Source organism: Pseudomonas putida (assembly GCF_009883635.2).
GTDB lineage: Bacteria > Pseudomonadota > Gammaproteobacteria > Pseudomonadales > Pseudomonadaceae > Aquipseudomonas > Aquipseudomonas putida_W.
Genome location: NZ_CP026115.2, coordinates 5,207,903 through 5,233,518, shown reverse-complemented (window position 1 = coordinate 5,233,518; position 25,616 = coordinate 5,207,903). Strand labels below are relative to the sequence as shown.

Here is a 25,616-nt window from a genome sequence, read left to right as displayed (position 1 = left end):
GCTGCAATAGCTGCACTGTTGACCGCTTCACATTCGACGCATCGTGCAGGCATAGAGCAATAGCATAGAGCCATTATCAAGATAGCGCCTTGGCAAACGAGAGCTATGCTCAATAGGTTTCCCCCGCGCCAACGAACGCATTGCCCTTTAACAACAAACCAGGGAGCGTGGTGATGAGCAATAAGATTCTGGTGGTACTGACCAACACGGCCAAATACCCGACCCTGAAACGGGCCACCGGCCTTTGGCTGGGGGAAGCTGTGCATTTTGTCGAGGCCGTGCAGAAAGCCGGGTATGAAGTCGATTACGTGAGCCCGAATGGGGGCTATGTGCCAATCGACCCACATAGCCTGCAGTTGGCCCCGGAGCTGGACTGGCAATGGTACGACGACAAGTCGTTCATGAACCGTCTGGGCGCATCGTCAAGCCCGGGCAAGGTCAGGGCAGGCGATTACTGCGCCATCTATTACACAGGTGGGCACGGCGTGATGTACGACTTCCCGGACAACCCGCCGCTGCAGGAACTGGCACGCAAGATCTACGAAAACAACGGCATTGTTGCCGCCGTCTGTCACGGCGTGGTCGGCCTGTTGAACATCAAGCTCAGCGACAACAGCCTGTTGCTCAAGGACCGAAAGGTTACCGGGTTTTCCAATACCGAAGAAAGATTGGCAGAGCTGGACAAGGTGGTGCCGTTTCTCACCGAAAACGAACTGGTTGCCCGGGGCGGCGACTACAGCAAGGACGATGACCCATGGAAGTCATTCGTGGTCTGTGACGGCCGGTTGATCACCGGGCAGAACCCCGCCTCGACCAGCCTGCTGGCCGAGAAGGTCATCGCTGAACTCAACCCGAAATAAGTCCTACATCCTGGCAGCGTAGTTCTCAAAAGATGCATGGTGTTGGATTACAGCAGGCGCCGTAATTGATTCATAGGCTCTCCACTGGGCTGCCCACCTCGGTCAGCTCGGTAAAGGGGGCTGAATTCGCATGTCAAGAATCAAGATTGCAGGGCAGAGTTTCATAGAACTGTTGCTGACATTGGCAATCAGTTTGCTACCGGTCGGCAGCGGGCTGATGATCATTGATTATCAGCAGGACAAGAAGCTTGAAGAGACCGCACGCATCTCTGTAAAGGAAGCTATTTATTCAGTGGACCTGGCGCTGGATCGAATCCACGCTTCGGCGTCTGCTGCCATTATGCTGGCAGGGACTTCCTGCGAGACTGCCCAGGCGCAATTGCTCGACCAGGTTGCGAAAGCAGCGCACCTGCGCTCGCTGTCATTGACTGCTAACGGGCTTCCTTATTGCAACACCTTGAAAACGCCTTACACACCGGATCAGATGTTCCCAGATGAACGATCGCAATTTCGTCTGGTGCTGGCCCCCCCGGCATTGCCCAATGCGGTTCTGCTCGCCTATCAGCTCGGAGACAAGAATCTGGGGGTCATTGCCACCTCCTACGGTATGTTGCTGCGCAATGAACTGCGTGCCTTTCAGACGGGGCTGACCCTTCTCGTCGAATTCGGAGATCTGTACATCTGGGCCGACGGCGACAGTCGCGACCCGGAACGTCCATCGCAAGAGGAGTTTTTCACAGAGGGTGTCTCAGCCAAGTATGGCTATACCGTCAAGGCGGGCTATGCAAAAGGCTATTTGGCACAAGAGAGGGGCCAGACGATGAAACAACTGCTCCCGTCCCTGGCGCTGGTCGGAATCATTACTGGCTCTATCACTTACTGGGGTTTGTACAGGCAACGTAATCTGCGTGTTCGTAGCGCCGCCAGCAAAGGCTGACGGCGCTGCGCTTCACTTATTCGGCATTGAGCACGCCACGGCGGACCTGATCACGCTCGATGGACTCGAACAGTGCCTTGAAGTTGCCTTCACCGAAGCCGTCATCCCCTTTACGCTGGATGAACTCGAAGAATACCGGGCCGAGCAGCGTTTCAGAGAAAATCTGCAGCAGCAGGCGCTTGTCGCCCGGCTCTGAAGCGCCATCCAGCAGGATGCCGCGGGCTTGCAGCTGGTCGACCGGCTCGCCATGGCCTGGCAGGCGTTCTTCGAGCATTTCGTAATAGGTTTGCGGCGGTGCGGTCATGAAACGCATGCCAAAGCCCTTGAGTGCATCCCAGGTCTTGAGCAGGTCGTCGGTGAGGAAAGCCACATGCTGAATGCCCTCACCGTTGAACTGCATCAGGAACTCTTCGATCTGCCCGGCGCCCTTGGACGACTCTTCATTGAGCGGAATGCGGATCATGCCGTCAGGCGCAGTCATGGCCTTGGAGGTCAGGCCGGTGTACTCGCCCTTGATGTCGAAGTAGCGAATCTCGCGGAAGTTGAACAGTTTCTCGTAGAAACCGGCCCAGTAAGCCATGCGCCCGCGATAGACGTTATGGGTCAGGTGATCGATGATTTTCAGGCCTGCCCCTTGCGGGTTACGGTCGACGCCTTCGATGAAATTGAAGTCGATATCGTAGATCGAGCTGCCTTCCTCGAAACGGTCGATCAGGTAGAGCGGTGCCCCACCGATGCCTTTGATCGCCGGCAGGCGCAGCTCCATCGGGCCGGTTTCGATCTCGACCGGCTGGGCCCCCAGCTCCAGGGCCCGGGCGTAAGCTTCGTGGGCGTTGCGCACGCGGAACGCCATGCCGCATACCGACGGGCCATGCTCGGCCGCGAAGTAGGAGGCGATGCTCTTCGGTTCGTTATTGAGGATCAGGTTGATGCCGCCCTGGCGATACAGGTGCACGTCCTTGGAGCGGTGGGTGGCCACCTTGGTGAAACCGAGTATCTGGAATACCGGTTCCAGCACGCCTGGCGTCGGCGAAGCCAGTTCGATGAATTCGAAGCCCATCAGGCCCATTGGATTGTCAAAGATATCAGCCATGTTCGTACCCTCATCTGCAGCGAAAATTAATGAATGCGTAGGATGTGGAACGGCAATGGTGGAGAGCACGGGATACCGCGCACGCTGCGGGCGAGGAAGTCACCAATGATCAGCTTGAACCCATGGTATGTCATATGGACCCATTCTCGGCGGGGGTTGATCCCTCAGCAACGAAGGACCTTATTGTTGTATTCGTAAACCGATTCTACATTGCGTAAATGGCTTTGTCGCGCATTAGTTCGCCACTGGCGCCGACAAGCGGCTATCCTCAGCACGTCAGACATCAGGAAGATCCCCCAGCATGCCCCTCTCGGTCAAACGCCCTGCTCGCTGGAGCTGGCGCACGCTCCTGCCCTGGATCGTCGGCGTGGTGCCGCTTGCCTGTGGCCTGGCAGTGATGAACTGGCAGATCGAACGCGAATTGCGCGCCTCCAGCCAGGCAACTGCACGCCAGGTGGTGGAGCATGTCGATCATATTCTAGACAACCTCGCCAATGCCGCGCAGGTGCTGCTGCCGCTGGCTGGCAGCCCTTGCGTGGACGCCCAGCTGGCCTTGCGCAGCCAAGTCACGCGCAATGCCTTCGTCCGTTCGACCAACCTGTTCCAGCAGCACAACCTGTATTGCAGTTCGCTGTTCGGCGACTTTGACGAGCCAGTCGACGCCCATGACTACACCGATGGCCGGCTTTGGCTGATGAGTGGCAACTCGGTAACGCCTGGCCATGCCCTGCTGGTGTACCGGGCCAGCGATGGCGATCGCGGTGCGATCATTACCGTGGATGGCGATCACCTGCTCACCGCATTACGCCTGATAGGCCCGGAGGAAGCGCTGCAGATCCGCGTCGGCAACGCCTGGATGGGCAAGGACGGCGCGGTGCATGACGGTGCCCCACCGGTCGCCGCCGCCGCCGATGTGACCCTGGGCTCGACCCGCTACCCATTCAGCGTGCACGGTGGCTACGAGGCCGGCAAGCAAGGCGAGCTGCTGCGCAGCCACTACCCTGCCCTGCTCAGCCTGCTGCTGGCACTCGGCGTGGTGGCCGGCGGCGCCTGCCGCTGGCAAATTCGCCGGGCCAGCTCGCCCAGGGCCGAACTGCGGCGGGCCCTGGAGGCGGACGAGTTTCTGCCGTACTTCCAGCCGGTGGTGCGCAAGGGTGACTACCGCTGGGCCGGGGCTGAAGTGCTGATGCGCTGGAACCACCCCCGTGAAGGCCTGGTGCGTCCAGACCTGTTCATCCCCTACGCCGAACACAGTGGCCAGATCGTCGCCATGACCCGGGCCCTGATGCTGCACACCGCGCAGAGCCTGGCGCCCTTCACCGCGCTGCTGGAAGACGGCTTCCACATCGGCATCAACATTACCGCCGACCATTGCCGCGACCTGAGCCTGCTCGACGACTGCCAGACCTTCCTCCAGCATTTCCCCCCTGGGCGGGTACGGCTGACCCTGGAACTGACCGAGCGCAAGCTGATCGAAGCCACTCCGGTAGCCCTCGAGCTGTTCGCCAAGCTGCATGACATGGGGGTGATGATCGCCCTGGATGACTTCGGTACCGGCCAGTCGAGCCTCAACTACCTGCGCCAGTTCAAGGTCGATTACCTGAAGATCGACCAGAGCTTCGTGGCCATGATCGGCGGCGACGCCTTGTCCCAGCACATTCTCGACAGCATCATCGAGCTGTCGGCCAAGCTGGGCCTGGGGATCGTTGCCGAAGGGGTGGAAACCGAGGTCCAGCGTGATTACCTGGCGCGAAGCGAGGTGGACTTTCAGCAAGGTTATCTGTTTGGCCGGCCGATGCCTGCAAGCGACTTCCTCAAGGCACTCGCCGCACAACCCGGCGTCGCGCGGTTGCCGCAGAACGCGCCCCCTGAGATCATGCGCGGCTGATCCACCTGCTCACTCCCCTATCCGAGGCATTCGTGTCAAAAGGCATTATTTCGTCGGTCATGGCGTCCTGTCTGTTCGCTGTGATGTATTTCTATACCTCCTTGCTGTCGCCGCTCGATGGCGAAGAGATCTTTGGCTGGCGCACCTTGCTCACCCTGCCCTGCCTCACCCTGTTCATGCTGGTCAGCAAGGACTGGAAACGCGTCGGCGAACTGCTCGCCCGCGTGCGTCAGACGCCGATCCTGCTGTTGGGCATGGTCGGTACGTCGTGGTTGATGGGGGTGCAGCTGTGGCTGTTCCTCTGGGCGCCGCTGCACGGGCGCAGCCTGGAAGTGTCGATGGGCTATTTCCTGCTGCCGCTGGCCATGGTGCTGACCGGGCGCCTGGTGTATGGCGAGCGCCTGTCACGCCTGCAGAAAGTGGCGGTCAGCTGCGCCGCGCTGGGCGTCGGGCACGAGCTGTACCAGAATGGCAGCTTTGCCTGGGAAACCTTGCTGGTGACGATCGGCTACCCGATCTATTTCGTGTTGCGGCGACGCTGCCGCACCGACCACCTCGGTGGCCTGTGGTGCGACATGTGCCTGTTGCTGCCCTGGGCTGTCTATTTCGTCACCCAGGGGCCGTTGTCGGCGGCCGACCTGCACCAGCACCCCGGCCTCTACGGGCTGATCCCGCTGCTGGGGGCGATCAGCGCCTGTGCACTGATCGCCTACGTACTGGCCAGCCGCCTGTTGCCGTTCAGCCTGTTTGGCCTGCTCAGCTACGTCGAGCCGGTGTTGCTGGTGGGCGTCGCCCTGCTGCTGGGCGAAACCATCGGCCCGGATCAGTGGCTGACCTACCTGCCGATCTGGGCCGCGGTGCTGGTGCTGGTACTCGAAGGCTTCAAGCACCTGCTGCGTCAGCGTCGGCGCTCGGTGTAAGGCGCACCTGGCGCACCCGGCGCTCCTCCACCGCCACCACGGTCATGCTCCAGCCGTTCCAGGCCAGCTGGTCACCCACCACCGGCAGGCGGTCCAGCAAGCTCATCACCAGGCCCGCCAGGGTCTGGTAGTCCTCGGTGGCGCGGGCGCTGAAGCCTGTACGCGCCTGGACCTGGCTCAGGTTCAGGGCGCCGCTGACGACAAAACTGCCACCCTCCTCGACGATCGCCGGGCCTTCAACCTCGCTGGCATCCGGCAGCTCACCGGCGATCGACTCGAGGATGTCGGTCATGGTCAGCAGGCCTGTGAAATCACCGAACTCGTTGATCACGAAAGCAATGTGCGTCGACTGGCTGCGCATCTGCTCCAGGGCGTTGAGGATGCTGAAGCTCTCCAGCAGGTTCAACGGCGCCCGCGCCATGCGCTCAAGGTCTGGCTGGTTGCCGGACAGCAGCTCCTTGAGCAGCTCCTTCTTGTGCACGAAGCCCAGCGGTTCCTCGATATGCCCGTTGCGGATCAGCGGCAGGCGCGAGTACGGCGAGTTGGCCAGCGCTTCGGTGATGGCGTGCGCGGGTTGCGCCAGGTCGATCACGTCGACTTCGGCACGTGCGGTCATCACCGTGCGGATCGGCCGCTCGGCCAGGTTCAGCACGCCGCTGATCATCACCCGCTCACGGCGGTCGAACAGCACCTGCTCCTCGCCACCTTCGACCAGGTCGGCGATTTCTTCGCCCAGCTCGTCAGCTTCGACCCGGCGGCCACCCAGCAGCCGCAGCACGGCATGTGCGGTACGCTCACGCAATGGCCGATGCTGCTGCAGGCTGCGCTTGCGGCGGGCACGGGCCAGCTGGTTGAACAGCTCGATGAGGATCGAGAAACCGATGGCCGCGTACAGGTAACCTTTCGGGATATGGAAGCCCAGGCCTTCGGCGGTCAGGCTGAAACCGATCATCATCAGGAAGCCCAGGCACAGCATGATCACCGTCGGATGGGCATTGACGAAGCGGGTCAGCGGTTTGCTGGCGACGATCATGATGCCGATCGAGAAGATCACCGCGATCATCATCACCGACAATTCTTCGACCATGCCTACTGCCGTGATCACCGCGTCCAGCGAGAACACCGCGTCAAGCACGACGATCTGCGCCACGATCGGCCAGAACAAGGCATGACGCACGGCACCCGTAGCCTGGGTGACGTGCCCTTCCAGGCGCTCGTGCAATTCCATGGTGGCCTTGAACAGCAGGAACACACCACCGAACAGCATGATCAGGTCGCGGCCGGAGAAGCTCTTGCCGAACACCTCGAACAGCGGCGCGGTCAGGGTGACCATCCACGAGATACTGGCCAGCAGGCCCAGGCGCATGATCAGCGCCAGGCTCAGGCCGATGACCCGCGCGCGGTCGCGCTGATGCGGCGGCAGCTTGTCAGCGAGGATGGCGATGAACACCAGGTTGTCGATACCGAGCACCAGCTCGAGGACGATAAGCGTCAACAGGCCTAGCCAGGCCGTGGGATCGGCTAGCCATTCCATTAGCGGGTACTCACGAAGGAAGCGTCACGAGGACGGCGGGAGGATGGCCGGAAAGGCCGAAGACTGGGGGGCTCCGCGAAGGTGCTCATATAGACCTTGATTGAAAATAGGGAAGACGATCCTACAAGCACAGCAGGTTTTTCTGATAGCGCGAAACTATTACAAAAGCTGTAGCAGCGTCGCAGGGGACTTTTCTTCAATACCCATGCCGGGCAAGGCCGCAGGATGGCGGCATCGTCCAACACACGGAGTTACGGAACATGAGCCTGTCCCTTTCAATGGCCGCATTCGCCCTTGCTGCATCGATTTCTCCCGGGCCGGTCAATGTCGTCGCCCTCGGAAGCGGTGCCCGTCACGGCCTGCGGGCGAGCCTGTGGCATGTGACGGGCGCGACGCTGGGCTTCTGCCTGCTGTTGGTGCTGGTTGGCCTGGGCTTGCACGAACTGCTGTTACGCTGGCCGTTGCTGGGCGTGGCGCTGCATTGGGGAGGCGTGGCATTTTTGCTGTACATGGCCTGGAAGCTGGCCAGCGACGATGGCCAGCTGGGAGGCTCAGATCAGCTGCGTGCACCTTCGGCCTGGCAGGGTGCGGCGATGCAATGGCTGAACCCCAAGGCCTGGTTGGCAGCGGTGGCGGGCGTGGGTGCCTATACCGGTGGCGAACAGCAACTGCTGTGGTTGTTCACCTGGATCTACGGGCCGATCTGTTTCGTTTCAGTAGCCTGCTGGGCCTGGGCCGGAAGTGTGATCGGGCAGTATCTGCGCAAGCCGCGTTATTTGCAGTTGCTCAATCGGGTGCTGGCCGTGTTACTGGTGGGAAGTGCGATCTTTCTGATTATTTGAGGCCACCGGTGCGGTAATGCCCAGGCGTCGTCGCCAGGTGCTGCTTGAACGCCCGCTGCAGGTGCGCCTGATCGGCGAACCCCGCCTCCTGCGCCACCTCGGCGATTGCCCTTCCCTTGCGCAATAGCGCCCGTGCATGCTGCACCCGTTGATCCAGCAGGTAACCGTGTGGAGTAAGGCCAAAGCGCTGGCGGAATGCCCGAATCAGATAAGCGCGTGACAAGCCACAGGCGGCGCAGACGTCCCCAAGGCTCAGCGGGTCTGTGCGATGAGCCCGGATGAACGCCGCTGCCGCGTCCAGTTGCGGATGGTCCACTCGCGCTTCATCTACCAATGGCTGCAAATAGCGTGGGAGGTCGCGAAAAAAACGCTCCAGGCGATCTTCACGATCGGCCAGCTCGTTGTCGAACAGGTCGGCAAACACTTGCAGCAAGTGGCTGTACAAATCCGGCGAAGTACTGACTGTCTGCACTGGCAGTACGAAGCCCCGAGCGCGCAGCCACGGGAGGTCGACGAACAGCATCAGGTACGACCAGGGCTGGCCGGCGATCGGGTTGCAGGTGTGCACCACACCTGGGTTCATCAACACCGTGGTGCCGGCCATGACCTCGACCTGACTGGCGCCACTCAGGTAGGTACTGCAACCACCGGTGATCACGCCGATGGAAAAGCTCTCATGGGAATGGGCGGCATAACAGACCTTGCGCCCATCCCCCACGCGCCGGGCCTCGACGAAGGGCAATGCCGGGTCCCGCCAGAACCGCGACACTTCGATCATCGCCCTGCCCTCATTCGCTGCTGTGCTGCACCACCACCAGCAGCTGCGCCGGCTGTTCGCCGACCGAACGCAGGCGGTGCGGTGTCTGTGCATTGAAGTGCAGCGCATCGCCCTGCTCCAGCAACACCCGTTCATTCATGAAGTCGACCTCCACCTGGCCGGCGTGGACGAACAGAAATTCCTCACCCTCATGCTCCTTGAAGGTCGGGTCGCTGAACTCGGTCGGCGGCTGGATCAGGAACGGCAACAGGCAGTGCTGCCCGAACTGGCGGGTCAACGCCGCATAGCCCGGCCCATGGCCATCGCCCACCAGCGCCTGGCGCTCGCCCTGGCGTACCAGGCTGTAGCGGCTCTGCCCGGCCTGCTCCTCGGCGAACAGCTCTTCGACATTGACGTTCAAAGCCCGGGCCAGCTTGAGCGCTGCAGCGATCGATGGCGTGTTCAGGCCACGCTCCACCTTGGACAGGTAACTCTTGGTCATCCCGGATTTTTCGGCCAGCGTCTCAAGCGTGACGCCAAGTTTTTTTCTTAACAATTTCAATCGGTTAGGCATGCGACGCGATTTTCCCAGATCCACAGGCTTGTCTATGACACTTTGTGTCATATAGGATTAATTGTGTCACGCACTGACCTGTTCCTCGACCGACCAAAGCTTTGGAACAGGCAGCGCTGACATCGCTCATCACGCCACAGAGGAAAACCCCATGGCCAAGACCCTGACACACAGCAAGGACCAACTGGTCCAGCAGGCGCTGACGCAGATGCAAGGCTCGCTTGCCGATAATACGTGGACTGTGCGAGAAAAGCTGGCCCTGACCTGCCGAATTCTGTTCGACCATGGCCACGACTCCGGTCTGGCCGGGCAGATCAGTGCCCGCGGCCCGCAACCTGGCACCTTCTACACCCAGCAACTGGGCCTGGGTTTCGATGAAATCAGCGCCAGCAACCTGCTGTTGGTCAATGAGGACCTCGAAGTGCTCGAAGGCCAAGGCATGCCCAACCCGGCCAATCGCTTCCACAGCTGGGTGTACCGCGCCCGCCCGGACGTGAACTGCATCATCCACACCCACCCGACCCACGTCGCCGCACTGTCGATGCTGGAAGTGCCGCTGCAGGTCTCGCACATGGACCTGTGCCCGCTGTACGACGATTGCGCCTTCCTCGAAGCCTGGCCAGGCGTGCCGGTGGGCAACGAGGAAGGCGAAATCATCAGCACCGTGCTGGGGGACAAGCGCGCCATCTTGCTCTCGCACCATGGCCAGCTGTCCACCGGCACCAGCATCGAGCAGGCCTGCGTGTATGCCCAACTGATCGAGCGCGCGGCGCGCCTGCAACTGCTGGCGATGTCGGCCGGCACCCTCAAGCCCATCGCCCCGGCACTGGGCCGCGAAGCCCACGACTGGATCGACCGGCCCAAGCGCCACGCCGCTGCCTTCAACTATTTTGCCCGGCAAAGCCTGCGTGCCCACGCCGACTGCCTGAACTGATCCCTGAATGCCTTGCTTGCGGAGCCTATAACCATGACTACTGAATTCCACGGCATCATCGGCTACACCATCACCCCCTTCAGCGCCGGCGGCGAAGAGCTCGACCTGCCCGCACTGGGCCATTCCATCGAACGCCTGATCGACGGCGGCGTGCAAGCCATTGCGCCATTGGGCAGCACCGGCGAAGGCGCCTACCTCAGCGACAGCGAATGGCAGCAGGTGGCCGAGTATAGCCTTGCCCAGATCGGCAAGCGGGTGCCCAGCATCGTCAGCGTGTCCGACCTGACCACCGCCGGTGCCGTGCGCCGCGCCCGCTTTGCCCAGGCCCAGGGCGCCGACGCGGTGATGGTACTGCCGGCCGCCTACTGGAAACTCAGCGAAGCCGAGATCCTCCAGCACTACCGCGCCATCGGTGACGCCATCGATATCCCGATCATGCTCTACAACAACCCTGCCACCAGCGGCACCGACATGTCGGTGGAGCTGATTCTGCGTATCGTCCGCGAAGTGGCCAATGTGACCATGGTCAAAGAGAGCACCGGCGACATCCAGCGCATGCACAAGCTGCAGTTGCTGGGTGAAGGCCAGGTGCCGTTCTACAACGGCTGCAATCCGCTGGCGCTGGAAGCGTTCGTGGCGGGGGCCAAAGGCTGGTGCACGGCGGCGCCCAACCTGATTCCGGCGCTGAACCAAGCGCTTTACCAGGCTGTGCTCGAGGGGGACCTGGTGCGGTCCAAAGCGCTGTTCTACCGGCAGTTGCCGTTGCTCGACTTCATTCTCAAGGGCGGGTTGCCGGCAACCATCAAGGCTGGGCTGGGACTGACCGGGTTGCCGGTGGGTGAGCCACGTCGGCCGGTGTTCGGACTGGATGAGCCAGGACGAGCGACCCTGGCGGCATTGTTGGCAGAACTGGCGGAATGAAACCTGTACCGGCCTCTTCGCGGGCGCGCCCGCAAAGAGGTCGGTGCAGGCAGCACAACTACCTCAAGGCATTACCGGTGACACATATTGCAAGGTGGTGCCCAGTGCCCACAGCAACACCAGCACCAGCGGCACATGCACCAGCAACTGCACGAACGAGAAGCCAATCAGATCACGCGCCTTGAGCCCCAGCACGCCCAGCAGCGGCAGCATGTAGAACGGGTTGATCAGGTTCGGCAGCGCTTCGGCAGCGTTGTAGATCTGCACCGCCCAGCCCAGGTGGTATTTCAGGTCATTGGCCACCAGCATCACGTACGGCGCTTCGATGATCCACTTGCCACCGCCCGACGGTATGAAGAAGCCCAGCACCGCCGAGTACACGCCCATCAGCAGTGCATAGGTGTCATGGGTGGCGATCTGGGTAAAGAACAGCGAGATGTGGTGGGCCAGAGTCTGTTCATCCACGCCTTTGACCTGGGTGAGGATCGCAGCGATCGAGCCGTACAGCGGGAACTGGATCAGCACCCCGGTGGTGGTCGGCACGGCGCGGGCCACAGCATCCAGGAAGCTGCGCGGGCGCCAGTGGAGCAAGGCCCCGAGCATGATGAACAGCAAGTTGTAGGTGTTCAACCCGGAAATCGCGGTGATCGCCGGCTTGGTGGCGAACTCCTGGTACAGCCAGCCGGCGGCCAGGGCCACCAGCATCAGGATCAGGATCGGGCTGTGTTCCAGCCATTCACCTGGGCGGGTACGCTTGGGCGCCGGCGGTGCAGTGAAGCTGGGATCGACGCCACAGTCTTCGGCGCTGCGCGCACTGTTCGGGCCGGGGGCCGTCGCGTAGGCGATCACCAGCGAGACGATCACCAGGGCTGCCAGCATCACGCCGGATTGCCAGAGGAAAATGGTCTCGGTGAACGGGATCACGCCGGTGATCGACAAGATCGATGGCGGCAAGCTGGCCGGGTTGGCCTGCAACTGCGCGGCCGAGGACGACAGCCCCAACGCCCACACAGCACCCAGGCCCAGGTACGCAGCGGCACCTGCGGCGCGGTAGTCCATCTTCAGTTCGGTGCGACGGGCCAGGGCACGGACCAGCAGGCCGCCGAACACCAGCGACAGCCCCCAGTTGAGCAGCGAGGCCAGCATCGAGATCAGCGCGACCCAGCACACGGCCGAGCGACCATTCTTGGGGATGCGCGCCAGGCGGTCGATCAGCCGGGCTGCGGGTGGCGAGCTGGCCACTACGTAACCACCGATGACCACGAAGGCCATCTGCATGGTGAACGGGATCAAGCTCCAGAAGCCATCGCCGAAGGCTTTGGCGGTGTCGGTCGGCTTGGCGCCCATGGCCAGCGCGCCGATGCACACCAGCAACACGGCAAGGGCGGCGAATACCCAGGAGTCGGGGAACCAGCGTTCAGCCCAGTTGGAACAGCGCAGGGCAAAGCGGGCGGAGCGGCTGTCTTGGATTTCAGCGGCCACGGTTACTTCCTTTTATTGGTCTTGTCGGATAAATCAGTAGAAACACAAAACCCCTGTGGGAGCGGCCTTGCGTCGCGAAAGGGCTGCAAGGCAGCCCCGAGATTTCAGCACCGATGCTGAGATCGCGGGACCGCTTCGCGGCCCTTTCGCGACACAAGGCCGCTCCCACAGGGGGGACAGTGTGATGCTTTAGAAGGTCATTTCCTTGACATCGTCCGGCACGATCAGCTTGCCGGCGGTTTTCTCGATGATTTCTTCAACGCTCACCCCCGGCGCGGTCTCGCGCAGGATGAAGGCGCCGTCCTCGATCTCCAGGTAGGCCAGGTCGGTCAGCACCTTGCGGATGCAGCCGGCACCGGTCAGCGGCAGGCTGCAGCGCGGCAGCAGCTTCGACTCACCATCCTTGGAGGCGTGGGTCATGGTGACGATGATGTTGTCGGCACCGGCCACCAGGTCCATGGCGCCGCCCATGCCCTTGACCAGCTTGCCGGGGATCATCCACGAGGCGATGTTGCCTTCCACGTCCACCTCGAAAGCGCCCAGTACGGTCAGGTCGACGTGGCCGCCACGGATCATGGCGAACGATTGCGCCGAGTCGAAGATCGACGCGCCACGGCGGGCGGTAACAGTCTGTTTGCCGGCGTTGATCATGTCGGCATCGATGGTGCTTTCGGTGGGGAATTCGCCCATGCCGAGCAGGCCGTTTTCGGACTGCAGCATCACGTCCATGTCGGCCGGTACATAGTTGGCCACCAGGGTCGGGATGCCGATGCCGAGGTTGACGTAGTAGCCGTCCTTCAGTTCACGGGCGACGCGTTGCGCCATCTGTTCGCGGGTCAGTGCCATGGTCAGGATCTCTTTGTTGTTCTGATGGACGGCGCTCAGGCCTTGACGGTGCGCTTTTCGATGCGTTTTTCGAAGGTGCCGACGATCACCCTGTCGACGAAGATGCCCGGGGTATGGATCTCGCTGGGCAGCAGCACGCCAGGCTCGACGATTTCTTCCACTTCGACCACGGTGATCTTGCCGGCGGTGGCCGCCAGTGGGTTGAAGTTCTGCGCGGTGTTGCGGTACACCACGTTGCCGTAGTGGTCGGCCTTCCAGCCCTTGACGATGGCGAAGTCGCCGGTGATGGACTCTTCGAGGATGTACTTGCGGCCCTTGAACTCGCGCACTTCCTTGCCGTCGGCCACCGGGGTGCCGTAGCCGGTGGCGGTGTAGAAGGCCGGGATGCCAGCGCCGCCGGCGCGCATCTTCTCGGCCAGGGTGCCTTGCGGGGTCAGCTCGACTTCCAGCTCGCCACTGAGCAGCTGGCGTTCGAATTCGGCATTCTCGCCAACGTAGGAGGCGATCATCTTGCGGATCTGCCGGTCTTCCAGCAGCACGCCCAGGCCGAAGCCGTCGACGCCGCAGTTGTTGGAGACCACGGTCAGGCCCTTGACGCCAAGGCGCTTGATTTCAGCGATGAGGTTTTCGGGGATGCCGCACAGGCCGAAGCCGCCGGCCAGTACCGTCATGTTGTCGGTCAGGCCTGCCAGGGCCTCTTCATAGGTTGCTACGCGCTTGTCCAGTCCGGCCATGCTGATCCGCCTTTTGTAGTTGTTGAACCGACGAGGCTGTCGGTGAGCGTGTGCAGCCATCTTCACCGCTGGCGACTGATTTGTTAATTTTGTTTTCATCATCGATTGATAACTTTTCCAAAACAGCGATCGAGGCTGTCATGAACGTCAAGCAACTGCGCGCCTTTGTCGCTGTCGCCAAGTACCAGAGCTTCGCCCAGGCCGGTGAACACCTGCATGTGTCGCAACCGGCCCTGAGCCTGACCATCAAGGCGCTGGAGGACAACCTCGGCGGCGCCCTGCTCACCCGCACCACCCGCAGCGTCAGCCTGACCGCCGAGGGCGAGGTGCTGCTGCCGCTGGCCCGGCGCCTGCTGGCCGACTGGGATGACACCGAAGAGATGCTGCGCCAGCGCTTCACCCTGCAACTTGGCCGCGTGTCGGTGGCGGCCATGCCGGCCTTTGCCGGCAACCTGCTGCCGCATTCGCTCAAGGTGTTCCGCCAGCGTTACCCCAAGGTCAATGTCACGGTGCACGACGTGATCAATGAACAGGTGCTGGAACTGGTGCGCCATCGCCGCGTCGAACTGGGCATCGGTTTCGAGCCGGACAACAGCGAAGGCCTGAACTTCCACCCGCTGTACATGGACCGCTTCGTCGCGGTGGTGCCGGCCGATTCACCACTGGCCACGCAAACCCAGGTCACCTGGGCGCAGTTGCTGGCGGAAGACTTCATTGCCTTGCAACGCCCGTCGGCGGTGCGCCTGCTGCTGGAGCAGAATGTCGCGGCGCGCCACGGCAAACTGGCGGTGGCCTTCGAAAGCCACCAGCTGTCGACCATCGGCCGCATGGTGGCCAGTGGCCTTGGCGTCAGCGCGGTACCGGCACTGTGCATCAACCAGATGCAGGAACTGGGCGCACGTTGCGTGACGCTGGTCGAACCCGCCGTCGAACGGCGCATCGGCGTGATCGCTTTGGCCGACCACAAGCTTTCCACCGCAGCCCATGCGCTGCTCGAGGTAGTGCTTTCCCATACCCAGACTCCGGAGGTGACATGCGTTACGTGAAACTGGCAGGTTGCAGCGTGCCGGCCATTGGCCAAGGCACCTGGTACATGGGCGAAGACCCGGCCCGCAAGGCTGCCGAAGTGGCCGCCCTGCAACAAGGCATCGAACAGGGCATGAGCCTGATCGACAGCGCCGAGATGTATGCCGAGGGCGGCGCCGAGGAAGTGGTCGGCCAGGCCATTGCCGGGCGCCGTGACCAGGTGTTCCTGGTCAGCAAGGTCTACCCGCACAACGCCAGCCGTCGAGGTGTGCCTGAAGCCTGCGAACGCAGCCTGAAGCGCTTGGGTACCGAGGTGATCGACCTGTATCTGCTGCACTGGCGCGGCCAGTATCCGCTGGAGGAAACGGTCGAGGCGTTCGAGCGCTTGCGCGAGCAGGGCAAGATCCGCCGTTGGGGCGTGTCCAACTTCGATGTCGATGACCTGCGCGAACTGCACAACCCGGCGTGCGCCACCAATCAGGTGCTGTACAACCCGGCGCAGCGTGGCATCGAGTTCGACCTGTTGCCGTGGAGTCGCCATCGGGGCTTGCCGACCATGGCCTATTGCCCGCTGGCCCAGGCCGGGCGGCTGTTGCAGCATCCGGTGCTGAGCGAGATCGCCGAGCGCCATGGGGCGACGCCAGCGCAGGTCAGCCTGGCCTGGGTGACGCGGGAGAACGATGTGATTGCCATTCCCAAGGCGGTGTCTGCGGAGCATGTGCGGCTGAATGCGGCTGCCGGGGCGTTGACCTTGACCAGTGAAGACTTGCGGGCAATCGACCGGGCGTTTCCGGCACCGACGCGCAAGCAGCATCTGGCGATGATCTGATAGACCGAGTTGACTTCTTCGCGGGCAAGCCCGCTCCTACCGGATCACCACAACCTTCAGTTTGCGCGCAATCCTGTAGGAGCGGGCTTGTCCCGCGAAGAGGCCGGCAAAATCAATGAAAATCCCGGCTCTTGACATCCAGCCCCTGCAGCAATGGGCTGATGTCCTCCAGCCGCCGGGCGATCAGATGCCGCACCCCGTTCTCCTGCTCCAGCCGCCCGCTCACCTTGAGCAGCTGCGACCCCACCAGCGCCCGCCGCTGCCGCTCGGCCAGGTCCCGCCAAACCACCACGTTGACCATGCCGAACTCATCCTCCAGCGTAACGAAGGTCACCCCGCTGGCGGTCTGCGGCCGCTGTCGCCCCACCACCAGCCCGGCCACGGCAATCGCATCGCCATGCTCGACCCCTGCCAGTTCGCCAGAACTGCGACAGCCCAGCGCCCGCAACCGTGAACGCAACAGCCTGAGTGGATGCGGGCCCAATGTCGTCCCCAAGGTGTCGTAATCGGCAACCAGGTCCTCGCCAACCGTTGGCACCGGCAACGCCACTTGCGCTTCCGGCACAGCCTGCACATCGGCAAACAGCGGCAATTGCGCCTGCACCGCCGCCACCTGCCAGCGCGCCTGGTGGCGGTCACCTGCCAAGGCTCGCAGCGCCCCCGCATCGGCCAGCCGGGCGCGGGCGCGGCTGTCGAGCCCGGCGCGCAGACACAGGTCTTCGACATCCCGCCAAGGGTGCTGCGCCCTCGCCTGCTCCAACCGGCGGCCATCCACCTCGCTGAAACCCCGGATCTGCCGCAGCCCAAGGCGAATGGCCAAGACACCGTGGCGATCGGGCTCCAGCGTGCAGTCCCATTCGCTGTGGAACACGTCCACCGGGCGTACCTCGATCCCTTGCCGCCGCGCCTCCTGCAACAGCTGGTCCGGGCTGTAGAACCCCATCGGCCAGCTGTTGACCAGCGCGCAGGTGAAAATCGCCGGCTCATGGCACTTGAGCCAGCTGCTGGCATAGCACAGCAAGGCGAAGCTGGCCGCGTGGGACTCGGGGAAACCGTAACTGCCAAAGCCTTTGATCTGCTCGAAGATACGCTCGGCGAACGCCAGGTCGTAACCGTTGCGCAGCATGCCCTCGACCAGCCGCTGGCGATGGGGTTCCAGCCCGCCATGGCGCTTCCAGGCAGCCATGCTGCGGCGCAGCTGGTCGGCCTCGCCGGGGCTGTAGTCGGCGGCGACCATGGCCAGTTCCATCACCTGCTCCTGGAACAGCGGCACGCCCAAGGTGCGCTCGAAGACCTCCTTGAGTTTTTCCGAGGGGTAGGTCACCGGTTCCTGCTTGAGGCGCCGGCGCAGGTAAGGGTGAACCATGTCGCCCTGGATCGGCCCGGGGCGCACGATGGCGACCTCGATCACCAGGTCGTAGAAGGTGGTGGGCCTGAGCCGCGGCAGCATGGCCATCTGTGCCCGTGACTCGATCTGGAACACGCCCATGGTCTCGGCGCGGCTGATCATGGCGTAGGTTTCCGGGTCTTCGCCGGGGATGGTCGCCAGGGTCAGCTGCCGACCGCGGTGGCGCTGCAGCAGGTCGAAACAGCGGCGCAAGGCGCTGAGCATGCCAAGGGCCAGCACATCGACCTTGAGCAGGCCGACCATGTCCAGGTCGTCCTTGTCCCACTGGATCACCGTGCGCTCGGCCATGGCGGCGTTTTCCACCGGCACCAGGTGGTCCAGCGGCTGTTCGGAAATGACGAAGCCCCCTGGGTGCTGGGACAGGTGACGGGGGAAACCGATCAGTTCCCCGGCCAGGATCAGAATGCGCCGCAGCGACGGGCTGCCGGGTTCGAAACCGGCCTCAACCAGCCGTTGATCGTCCGGGATACGGTCGCTCCAGCGGCCGCAGCACTTGGCCAGGGCATCCACCTGATCGGCTGGCAAGCCCAGCACCCGAGCCACATCACGCACAGCGCCGGCAGCGTGATAGGTATTGACCACGGCAGTCAGTGCGGCGCGGTGCCTGCCGTAACGGCGGAACACATACTGGATCACCTCTTCGCGCCGGTCATGTTCGAAGTCCACGTCGATATCGGGCGGCTCGTTGCGCTCACGCGACAGGAAGCGCTCGAACAACAGGCGATGCTCCATCGGGTCGAGCTCGGTGATGCCCAGCACGAAGCACACCACCGAGTTGGCTGCCGAACCACGCCCTTGGCAGAGAATGTGCTGGCTGCGGGCAAAGGCGACGATGTCATGCACGGTCAGGAAATAGCTTTCGTAGCCCAGCTCCTCGATCAGTGCCAGTTCCTTGTCCAGCACCGCGCGTACCTTGCTGCTCGGCCCTGACGGCCAGCGCAGGGGCAAGCCCCGCTCGCACAATTCACGCAGCCAGCTGGCAGGGGTCTGGCCCTCGGGCACCAGTTCGCGTGGGTACTGGTAGCGCAGTTCACCCAGGTCGAACTGGCAACGCTCGGCGATGACCAGGCTCTCGGCCAACAGGTCTGCCGGGTACAGCTCGGCCAATTGCTCCTGCGTACGCAGGTGGCGCTCGCCATTGGCGAACAGATGGCGCCCTGCTTCGGTCACGTTGCAGTGTTGGCGGATGGCAGTCATGCAGTCCTGCAGGGCCCGCCGGCCGCGAACATGCATGTGCACGTCACCACAGGCCACGGCGCGGATGCCCAGTTGCGCAGACAGTTCGCGCAAGCGGGACAAGCGCCGGTCATCATCGCTGCCGCGGTGCAGGTGCACGCCCAGCCACAAGCGCTCGGCGAACATATTGCACAGCCAGCGGCCTGTAGCCTGGTCGTCGGCATCATCGGCAATCCACAGCGCCAGCAACCCTTCATGGTGTGGCTGCAGATCGTCAGCGAACAACTGATAGTCACCCTTCTCGGCCCGCCGTCGGGCACGGGTGATCAAGGCACAGAGGTTCTGATAACCCGTGAGGTTCTGCACCAGCAACACCAGTTTTGGGCCATCCTGCAGGCGCATTTCACTGCCGACGATCAGGCGCAACTGCTGTTCTTTGGCGGCCTGCCAGGCGCGCACGATACCGGCCAGGGTGCACTCGTCGGTAATCGCCAGGGCCTGGTAGCCCTGCTCGCGGGCGCGGCGGAACAGCTCTTCGGCGCTCGATGCACCGCGCTGGAAGCTGAAATTGGACAGGCAATGGAGCTCGGCATAGCCCGGCGCAAAGCCCTGCGAATAGCCCTGCGAATAGCCCGGCGCGTTCATGCGAACCAGCCCTGCAGCCATAGTGGGCCGGGATGGGCCAGGTCCTGATAGGCCCAGCCACGCAGGCCATCGCGGGTTTCGATGCGGTAGTAGTCGCGGCGCACGTCGCCACCGTCCCACCAGCCTGACTCGATGCGTTCGGCCTGCCCGAGCAGCATATGGTCAGCCGCTTCCAGGGCCTGCGGTGTGGGCAGCAACCAGCCTGGGCGGCTACCGGGCAAGGCTGGCAGGCTGCCCTGGGCGCCCTGCTCCGCTGGCTGCCAGGCGCATTCGGGGCGATGGTCAGCCTCGGCGCGCAGCCCTTTGACGGCTTCATCACCCAGGCGCGCACGCAGGCGTTCGCGCAGTTGCTCCCAGGGCTGGGCCTGTTTGGCGCGAGGGTCGAACAGTGCCTGGTGCTGGGGCACGAAGGGCGGCAGATCATCAGCGACCAGCCGCAGGTTGCGCACCGGTGCCGGGATGCGCAGCGGCTCCAGGCGCCCGCGGGCCAGTTCGAACAGCATGCCAGCGTCCCGCTCGGCGGCCAGCAGGCCAACGTGCAGCAAAGTGTCCGGCCCTTCGACATGTTCCAGGTACAGGCTAAAACGCTGCACGCCGCAGTCGCGCCCGGCGAGGAAGGCCGCCAGGTCATTGAGCATGCGCCGCAAAGGGAACAGCAAGGCCTGGTGCGATTCGACGTCGAAGTTGAGTTCCAGGCGCGTTTCGAAGCGGTCCGGTGGTTGGTAGAAGTCCAACCCCATGGAACGCACCCCGAGCAACTGGTCCAGGTGCAATTGCACCTGGGCGGAAAATCGCCTGGCCAGCGCATCACGCGGCAGGGCCAGCACCTGGCCCAACTTGTGCAGCCCCATGCGGGCAAAAGCTTCGGCAGCGTCCGCTGGCAACCCGACCCGCTCGATCGGCATGCTCGCCAGTGCTGCCCGGGTCTGGTCGGCGCAGGTCAGTGCCAGGCCATCATGGCCGTTGGCAAGCATGCGGGCCGCTACCGGGTTGGTCGCGAGCACGATGCGCTGGCGCAAACCCAGTGCAGCCAGCTCCTCGCGCAGGCGGGCCTCGAACAACGGCCAGGGGCCGAACAGCTGCAAGCTGGAACCGACTTCAAGCAACAGGGCACGTGGGTAGTGAAGGCTCACCTGGGCACTGAACCGGTAGGCCCAGGCCGCCAGCAATTGCTGCAACTGCTCGATGCGGGCCGGGTCGGCCTCTACACAGTGGAACCCGTCGGCCAGGGCCCGCGCGGCCGTCAGCGTCTGCCCCGCCCGCAGGCCAAGCGCCGCCGCGGCGGAATTAACCGCTTGCAGCAGGCGGCGCTGAACGGGGCCGCCGACCAGCACCAGTGGCGCATCGGCGTCGTCACGCTCGCGCAGGATCGAATCCAGCGCCAACTGGGGCAGGAGAATGCAGGCCCAGAGCATGCTGCATCAGCCCCGCCCTGGGCAGGCGATTGGCATGGCTGGTGGCATGCCGCCACGGCACTTGAGGACGCGCCATTGCGCCGGGCGTGTATCCACGGCAATACGCAGCGCAGCGGGCGACGGGTTGTGCGCAGCCTGTTGCGGCCGACAGGCAAAGGCCAGTGCCTGCCCTGTCTCGGCGGCCACCTGCAGGCGACGCAGGGCGCGATCATCGGCACGCTCCGGCCAGCACAGCACCGCCGCGCAGCTGCCGGAACGCAAGCACTGTTCGGCCGCCCACAGGGCATCGGCCTGCCCGGCATCGACCTGCACCAGCCAGCGCAGGTCCACGCCAGCGGCCTGCCAGGCCGGTGCATAGGGAATGAACGGCGGCGCCACCAGCACCACCCGCCCGCCTTCAGCGGTCAGGCGTGACAGGGATGGCCAGAGCAATTGCAACTCGCCACAGCCTGGGCTGGCCAACAGCAACTCGCTGAGCGCCGCAGCCGGCCAGCCGCCATCCGGCAGGCGCTGGTCGAGCATGGCATGGCCCGTGGGCTGCAACCCGGCCGGGCGCACCTGGCCCTGCCGCCCACGCCAGACCTGACGCTGGTCGAGCAGCCGATCGAGGTCGACCACCGCGTCCATCAGTCGCGCCTCAACAGGCCACAGAACACGCCTTCGATGAAGAACTCGCGCTCAGGCCCCACGTCGATCGGCGCATAGGCCGGGTTGCGCGGCAGCAGCCGGTAACCGCCGGGCTGGCGCTGCAGGCGCTTGATGGTGACCTCGCCGTCCAGGCGCGCGACCACGATCTGGCCATCACGTGCCTCGCCCTGCTGGCGGATGCCGACCAGGTCACCGTCGAAGATGCCGTCATCGATCATCGAATCACCGCGCACCTTGAGCAGGTAGTCCGGTGTGCGACGAAACAGGCTGGGGTCGAGCAGCAATTGCTCGTGAATGCCCAGGTCCGGGCCGATCGGCGCACCGGCTGCGACCTGCCCCAGCACGGGAATTTCGAGGATTTCCGGCCGGCGCAGGGGCTCGGCCAGGCGAATGCCCCGCGCCTGGTTGGGCGTGACGTCGATGTAGCCGGCCTGGCACAACGCGGTGATGTGCTTGCGCGCGACGCTGCGCGAGGCAAAGCCGAAGCGGCTGGCGATATCGGCCAGGCTTGGCGGCTGGCCGTGGTCGGCAATGCGCTCGCGAATGTAGTCGAGGATTGCACGGCGTTTGGGGGTGAGATTGCTCATGGAGTACATTTGTACTCTTTTCGGCGTACGCTGAACAGCCCCCTTTGTCGTCAGGTTTGGTTATCATCCCCGGGCTTTTGTTTTTTTGAATACCTGGATACCTGATGCTGACTGCCCTGCTGTTCGATCTCGATGGAACCTTGACCGACACCGACACCCTGCACTTGCAGGCCTTCCGCCAACTGCTGCATGACTATGACGGCCGCGAGCTGACCCAGGAACAATTCGATGCCCAGGTCAGTGGCCGGGCCAATGGCGAACTGTTTGCCGAATTGTTTCCGCTTGCCGACACAACCGAGCGCCAGGCGCTGGCCGACCGCAAGGAAGCGCTTTTCCGTGTACTGTCACCCGCGTTGCAACCCATGCCCGGCCTGCTGCGCCTGATGGACCATGCGCGAGCCTGGGACATCGGCATGTGCGTGGTGACCAATGCGCCGCGGCTGAATGCCGTGCACATGCTCACGGCCATGGGGCTTGGCGATTGCTTCGAACATGTGCTGGTGGCCGAAGAGCTGGAGCGGGCGAAGCCTGATCCACTGCCCTATCTGACCGGGCTGCAGCGCCTGGAAGCGGTGGCGGGTGAGGCGCTGGCGTTCGAGGATTCGTTGCCGGGCGTGACTGCGGCGAGCGGGGCCGGGATCTTTACCGTGGGGGTTGCCACCACCCAGACGCCGGAGCGGCTGCTGGCTGCGGGGGCCAAGCTGGTGGTGAAGGACTTCAATGATCCACAGCTGTGGGAATTGATAGAGACCATGCACGGGTGATGGCCCCTAGGTGCCCGCCGGGAGGCATTCAGCGCCTGTGAGATCGAGCGCCGCGCGGGCGGCGCTCGACCTCACAGGCGCTGCAAAACTACCGACGGACAACTGCAAACCACTCGTCGGCCCTGCCGCAAACCTGTCGATTCCCCTCTCCTCGAATCGACCAAAAGCTGAACCCCCTTCGCGGAGTCAGCACCATGAGCACCCCCGATCAAAAACACCCGATCGCCTCGCGCGAGCAATGGCTGGCCGCCCGCCGCCAGCTGTGGCTGCACGAAAAAGCCTTCACCCACCAGCGCGATGAACTGGCCGCTGCCCGGCGTGCCCTGCCCTGGGTCAAGGTCGAGCAACCCTACCGCTTCCAAGGCCCGGATGGCGAACTGAGCCTGGCCGACCTGTTTGCCGGGCGCAGCCAGTTGCTGGTCTATCACTTCATGTTTGCCGAGGGCTGGAGCGAAGGTTGCCCAGGCTGTTCATTCCTCGCCGATCATTTCGATAGTGCCAACCTGCACCTGGCCCATCACGACGTCTCGCTGGTGGCCGTGTCGCGCGCGCCCTACCCCGAATTCCAGGCTTTCCGCCAGCGCATGGGCTGGCGATTCCCGTGGTACTCATCCCAAGGCAGTGGTTTCAATGAAGACTTCGGCGTCAGCGTCGGCACCGAGGGACAACGCCACTACAACTACGAGCCGTACACCGGCAACGAAGCCGAGCTGCCAGGCCTGAGCGCCTTCTACAAAGAAACCGACGGCACGCTCTACCATACCTACTCCACCTACGCCCGCGGCCTGGACATCCTGGTCAACACCTACAACTTCCTCGACATCGCGCCACTGGGGCGCAACGAAGCCGGGACCATGGACTGGGTGCGGCATCATGATCGCTATGATGGGCAACCCGACAAACCGCACTGCTGCCATGAGTGAAAGGTCAGCCCCTCACGCCCAGCATGCCCCGCTCGACGATGAAGTCGATCACCGCCTGCAGGCCTTCGCCCTTTTTCAGGTTGCTGAAGGTCCAGGGCCGCTGTGGGCGCATGCGCTGGGTATCACGCTCCATGACTTCCAGCGAGGCGCCGACATAAGGTGCCAGGTCGGTCTTGTTGATCACCAGGAAGTCCGACTTGGTAATGCCGGGCCCACCCTTGCGCGGGATCTTCTCGCCCTCGGCCACGTCGATGACATAGATGGTCAGGTCGGCCAGCTCCGGGCTGAAGGTGGCGCTGAGGTTGTCGCCACCGCTTTCGACAAAGATCACTTCCAGGTTGCCGAACTTGCGCGCCAGCGCTTCGACGGCGGCCAGGTTCATCGAGGCATCCTCACGGATGGCGGTGTGCGGGCAGCCGCCGGTCTCTACGCCGACGATCCGCTCAGGCTCCAGGGCGCCGGCTTCGGTGAGGATGCGCTGGTCTTCCTTGGTGTAGATGTCATTGGTCACCACGGCGATCTGGTAGTGATCGCGCATGGCCTTGCACAGGCATTCGAGCAGCGCGGTCTTGCCAGAGCCGACCGGGCCGCCGACACCGACGCGCAGGGGTTGCTGATAGCTTTGCATGGATGCAGTCCTCAGGAACGGAACAAACGGGTGTATTGGGTTTCGTGACGCGAAGAAGCGATTGCCAGCAGCGGCAGGCCTCCGCCGAGCTGTTCGTCGGCCAATGCCAGTGCCTGGTCCAGCACGCCAGGCAGTTCGGCGCCCAGGTCGCGCAGCAGGGTCTGCGCTGCTTGCTGGCCGAACGGCACCAGCTTGACCCCTGCCATCACCGCACCTTCTAGCCAGGCAAAGGCATGGCCGAGGGCGAGTTGACGCAGCGGGATCTGCCAGTGCGCGGCGAGCCAGGCCATACCGCCGAGCTGGCTGAGTGCAAGGCTGGTGCGCCAGGCCGGGTCCTGGCCCAGCTGCCAGCCATCGAGCAGGCGTGCGAAGGCCGAGCCGCGCTGCTGTTCTTCCAGGCGCAGCTCGGCGGTTTCGCGGTTGGCCAGCAGAAAGTGGCTCCAGTGGCTGAACGCTTGCGCGTCGCCCGCCTCGCAGGCGCGGTACAGGCGCGCCAGCACCGGCCAGTCCAGGCAGGCCAGGGTGTCGTGCATCTGCTCACGCTGCCAGGCGCTGAAGCCGGCAGTGCCCTGCACCCAACCCGCCTCGACGGCCCACTCCAACCCTTGCGAGTAGGTGAAGCCACCCACCGGCAGGCCGGGGCTGGCCAGCTGCAGCAAGCGCAGCAGTGCCAGGTCGCTGCTCATCAACCGGCCAGCACCAGTGCGGCGCCGGCCAGCATGCCGCCACCGAAGGCCTTCTGCAGGCCACTGTGGCGGCGCAGCAGGCAGCCGACGCCAAAGCCGACGGCCAGCAGCAGGCCACTGACGGTGACGAAGCCGGCGCTGAACATCCAGAAGGCGCTCGGCGTGGCTTCCACACCGTGGGCCCAACCGTGGAACAGGGCGAACACCGGCATGGCCATGGCCAGCAGCAGCTGACGGCTTGGCAGCAGCACCGCAGTGGCCGCCACCAGCACCGACACGGCGATCAGGGTTTCCATGCCCAGCACATCGCCGAACAGGTGGCCGCACACGGCGCCGGCGAACATCGAGGCCAGGGTGGCCAGCGGCAGGGTCAGGTTGCGTCGGGTCAGCGCGGCCAGCACACCGGTACCCAGCAGCATCAGCAGGTGGTCGAGGCCGGTCAGCGGGTGCAGCAGGCCGTCCTGCAACGGATTACCGTCGTGACCAGGGTGGGCAAAGGCCGGCAGTGCAACCATCAGCAAGGCAAGGGCGAAAATCTTTTTCATGGTGGGTTCCTTTT

Annotated in this window: 25 protein-coding genes; 11 read left to right on the top strand and 14 right to left on the bottom strand. The window is 63.7% G+C overall.

The window, feature by feature from the left end:
• The first annotated feature begins 173 nt into the window (after nt 1-173).
• Together C2H86_RS23880 and C2H86_RS23875 are read left to right on the top strand one after the other, a co-directional pair.
• On the top strand, nt 174-860 hold the full coding sequence (locus C2H86_RS23880; protein ID WP_159410132.1) for a type 1 glutamine amidotransferase domain-containing protein: 687 nt from the start codon (nt 174-176) through the stop codon (nt 858-860).
• Nucleotides 861-990: 130 nt separating this feature from the next.
• Nucleotides 991-1,797: a CSS-motif domain-containing protein gene (locus tag C2H86_RS23875; protein WP_159410131.1), complete on the top strand. Its 807-nt coding sequence runs from the start codon at nt 991-993 to the stop codon at nt 1,795-1,797.
• A gap of 16 nt (nt 1,798-1,813) precedes the next feature.
• Here the strand turns inward: C2H86_RS23875 and hppD are convergent, their stop codons facing one another.
• On the bottom strand, nt 1,814-2,890 hold the full coding sequence (gene hppD / locus C2H86_RS23870; protein WP_079227918.1) for a 4-hydroxyphenylpyruvate dioxygenase: 1,077 nt from the start codon (nt 2,888-2,890) through the stop codon (nt 1,814-1,816).
• Between the two features lie 301 nt (nt 2,891-3,191).
• Here hppD and C2H86_RS23865 point away from each other — a divergent pair, with 301 nt between their 5' ends.
• Together C2H86_RS23865 and rarD are read left to right on the top strand one after the other, a co-directional pair.
• Nucleotides 3,192-4,778, top strand: coding sequence for an EAL domain-containing protein (locus tag C2H86_RS23865; protein WP_159410130.1), 1,587 nt, complete (start codon nt 3,192-3,194; stop codon nt 4,776-4,778).
• A 32-nt stretch (nt 4,779-4,810) separates the two neighbouring features.
• Complete coding sequence (rarD, locus tag C2H86_RS23860; RefSeq protein ID WP_159410129.1) at nt 4,811-5,698, top strand: EamA family transporter RarD; 888 nt, start codon at nt 4,811-4,813, stop codon at nt 5,696-5,698.
• On the opposite strand, the gene C2H86_RS23855 is transcribed toward rarD, so the two are convergent.
• Entirely contained in the window at nt 5,661-7,232 is a 1,572-nt protein-coding gene (locus C2H86_RS23855) for a TerC family protein (RefSeq protein ID WP_159410128.1), read from the bottom strand. The genes rarD and C2H86_RS23855 overlap by 38 nt on opposite strands.
• 260 nt (nt 7,233-7,492) lie before the next feature.
• On the opposite strand from C2H86_RS23855, the gene C2H86_RS23850 reads away from it, so the two are divergent.
• Nucleotides 7,493-8,074 (top strand): LysE family translocator, encoded by a 582-nt coding sequence (locus C2H86_RS23850; RefSeq protein ID WP_159410127.1) that lies wholly within the window; start codon nt 7,493-7,495, stop codon nt 8,072-8,074.
• Here the strand turns inward: C2H86_RS23850 and C2H86_RS23845 are convergent.
• Both C2H86_RS23845 and C2H86_RS23840 read right to left on the bottom strand, forming a co-directional pair.
• Nucleotides 8,067-8,852 carry a helix-turn-helix transcriptional regulator gene (locus C2H86_RS23845; protein WP_159410126.1) on the bottom strand — a complete coding sequence of 262 codons (786 nt, stop codon included), beginning with the start codon at nt 8,850-8,852 and terminating at the stop codon, nt 8,067-8,069. The genes C2H86_RS23850 and C2H86_RS23845 overlap by 8 nt on opposite strands.
• Nucleotides 8,853-8,862: 10 nt before the next feature.
• A complete protein-coding gene (locus C2H86_RS23840; protein ID WP_159410125.1) occupies nt 8,863-9,405 on the bottom strand; it encodes a helix-turn-helix domain-containing protein in 543 nt (180 codons plus the stop codon).
• A 151-nt stretch (nt 9,406-9,556) separates the two neighbouring features.
• On the opposite strand from C2H86_RS23840, the gene C2H86_RS23835 reads away from it, so the two are divergent.
• Entirely contained in the window at nt 9,557-10,339 is a 783-nt protein-coding gene (locus C2H86_RS23835; protein WP_159410124.1) for an aldolase, read from the top strand.
• 33 nt (nt 10,340-10,372) lie between these two features.
• Complete coding sequence (locus C2H86_RS23830; protein WP_159410123.1) at nt 10,373-11,260, top strand: dihydrodipicolinate synthase family protein; 888 nt, start codon at nt 10,373-10,375, stop codon at nt 11,258-11,260.
• 63 nt (nt 11,261-11,323) lie between these two features.
• Here the strand turns inward: C2H86_RS23830 and C2H86_RS23825 are convergent, their stop codons facing one another.
• The 3 genes from C2H86_RS23825 to C2H86_RS23815 form a co-directional block, all read right to left on the bottom strand.
• Nucleotides 11,324-12,742 (bottom strand): short-chain fatty acid transporter, encoded by a 1,419-nt coding sequence (locus C2H86_RS23825; RefSeq protein ID WP_159410122.1) that lies wholly within the window; start codon nt 12,740-12,742, stop codon nt 11,324-11,326.
• A gap of 189 nt (nt 12,743-12,931) precedes the next feature.
• Nucleotides 12,932-13,588 (bottom strand): CoA transferase subunit B, encoded by a 657-nt coding sequence (locus C2H86_RS23820; protein WP_159410121.1) that lies wholly within the window; start codon nt 13,586-13,588, stop codon nt 12,932-12,934.
• 35 nt (nt 13,589-13,623) lie between these two features.
• Entirely contained in the window at nt 13,624-14,322 is a 699-nt protein-coding gene (locus C2H86_RS23815; RefSeq protein ID WP_027916752.1) for a CoA transferase subunit A, read from the bottom strand.
• Nucleotides 14,323-14,462: 140 nt separating this feature from the next.
• Between C2H86_RS23815 and C2H86_RS23810 the strand changes: the two genes are divergently transcribed.
• Both C2H86_RS23810 and C2H86_RS23805 read left to right on the top strand, forming a co-directional pair.
• Complete coding sequence (locus tag C2H86_RS23810; RefSeq protein WP_159410120.1) at nt 14,463-15,368, top strand: LysR family transcriptional regulator; 906 nt, start codon at nt 14,463-14,465, stop codon at nt 15,366-15,368.
• Complete coding sequence (locus tag C2H86_RS23805; RefSeq protein WP_159410119.1) at nt 15,356-16,177, top strand: aldo/keto reductase; 822 nt, start codon at nt 15,356-15,358, stop codon at nt 16,175-16,177. The genes C2H86_RS23810 and C2H86_RS23805 overlap by 13 nt, the downstream gene beginning before the upstream one ends.
• Before the next feature lie 112 nt (nt 16,178-16,289).
• On the opposite strand, the gene C2H86_RS23800 is transcribed toward C2H86_RS23805, so the two are convergent.
• The 4 genes from C2H86_RS23800 to lexA are packed head-to-tail and all read right to left on the bottom strand — an operon-like array spanning nt 16,290 to nt 22,065.
• Nucleotides 16,290-19,427 carry an error-prone DNA polymerase gene (locus C2H86_RS23800; protein ID WP_430738564.1) on the bottom strand — a complete coding sequence of 1,046 codons (3,138 nt, stop codon included), beginning with the start codon at nt 19,425-19,427 and terminating at the stop codon, nt 16,290-16,292.
• A complete protein-coding gene (locus C2H86_RS23795) occupies nt 19,403-20,821 on the bottom strand; it encodes a Y-family DNA polymerase (RefSeq protein WP_159410117.1) in 1,419 nt (472 codons plus the stop codon). The genes C2H86_RS23800 and C2H86_RS23795 overlap by 25 nt, the downstream gene beginning before the upstream one ends.
• Before the next feature lie 6 nt (nt 20,822-20,827).
• Nucleotides 20,828-21,448, bottom strand: a complete 621-nt coding sequence (gene imuA / locus C2H86_RS23790) for a translesion DNA synthesis-associated protein ImuA (protein ID WP_159410116.1) — start codon at nt 21,446-21,448, stop codon at nt 20,828-20,830.
• Nucleotides 21,448-22,065: a transcriptional repressor LexA gene (lexA, locus tag C2H86_RS23785; protein ID WP_205524562.1), complete on the bottom strand. Its 618-nt coding sequence runs from the start codon at nt 22,063-22,065 to the stop codon at nt 21,448-21,450. The genes imuA and lexA overlap by 1 nt, the downstream gene beginning before the upstream one ends.
• Before the next feature lie 95 nt (nt 22,066-22,160).
• On the opposite strand from lexA, the gene C2H86_RS23780 reads away from it, so the two are divergent.
• Nucleotides 22,161-22,820 (top strand): HAD family hydrolase, encoded by a 660-nt coding sequence (locus C2H86_RS23780; protein WP_159410114.1) that lies wholly within the window; start codon nt 22,161-22,163, stop codon nt 22,818-22,820.
• Between the two features lie 194 nt (nt 22,821-23,014).
• Nucleotides 23,015-23,743: a DUF899 domain-containing protein gene (locus C2H86_RS23775; RefSeq protein WP_159410113.1), complete on the top strand. Its 729-nt coding sequence runs from the start codon at nt 23,015-23,017 to the stop codon at nt 23,741-23,743.
• Between the two features lie 4 nt (nt 23,744-23,747).
• Here C2H86_RS23775 and ureG read toward each other — a convergent pair whose 3' ends face one another.
• The 3 genes from ureG to C2H86_RS23760 are packed head-to-tail and all read right to left on the bottom strand — an operon-like array spanning nt 23,748 to nt 25,602.
• Nucleotides 23,748-24,371, bottom strand: coding sequence for an urease accessory protein UreG (ureG, locus tag C2H86_RS23770; RefSeq protein ID WP_027916761.1), 624 nt, complete (start codon nt 24,369-24,371; stop codon nt 23,748-23,750).
• Nucleotides 24,372-24,382: 11 nt separating this feature from the next.
• The gene (locus tag C2H86_RS23765; protein WP_159410112.1) at nt 24,383-25,057 is read right to left on the bottom strand and encodes an urease accessory protein UreF; all 675 of its coding nucleotides are present in this window, start codon (nt 25,055-25,057) and stop codon (nt 24,383-24,385) included.
• A complete protein-coding gene (locus C2H86_RS23760) occupies nt 25,057-25,602 on the bottom strand; it encodes a HupE/UreJ family protein (RefSeq protein ID WP_159410111.1) in 546 nt (181 codons plus the stop codon). The genes C2H86_RS23765 and C2H86_RS23760 overlap by 1 nt, the downstream gene beginning before the upstream one ends.
• Nucleotides 25,603-25,616: the final 14 nt, after the last annotated feature.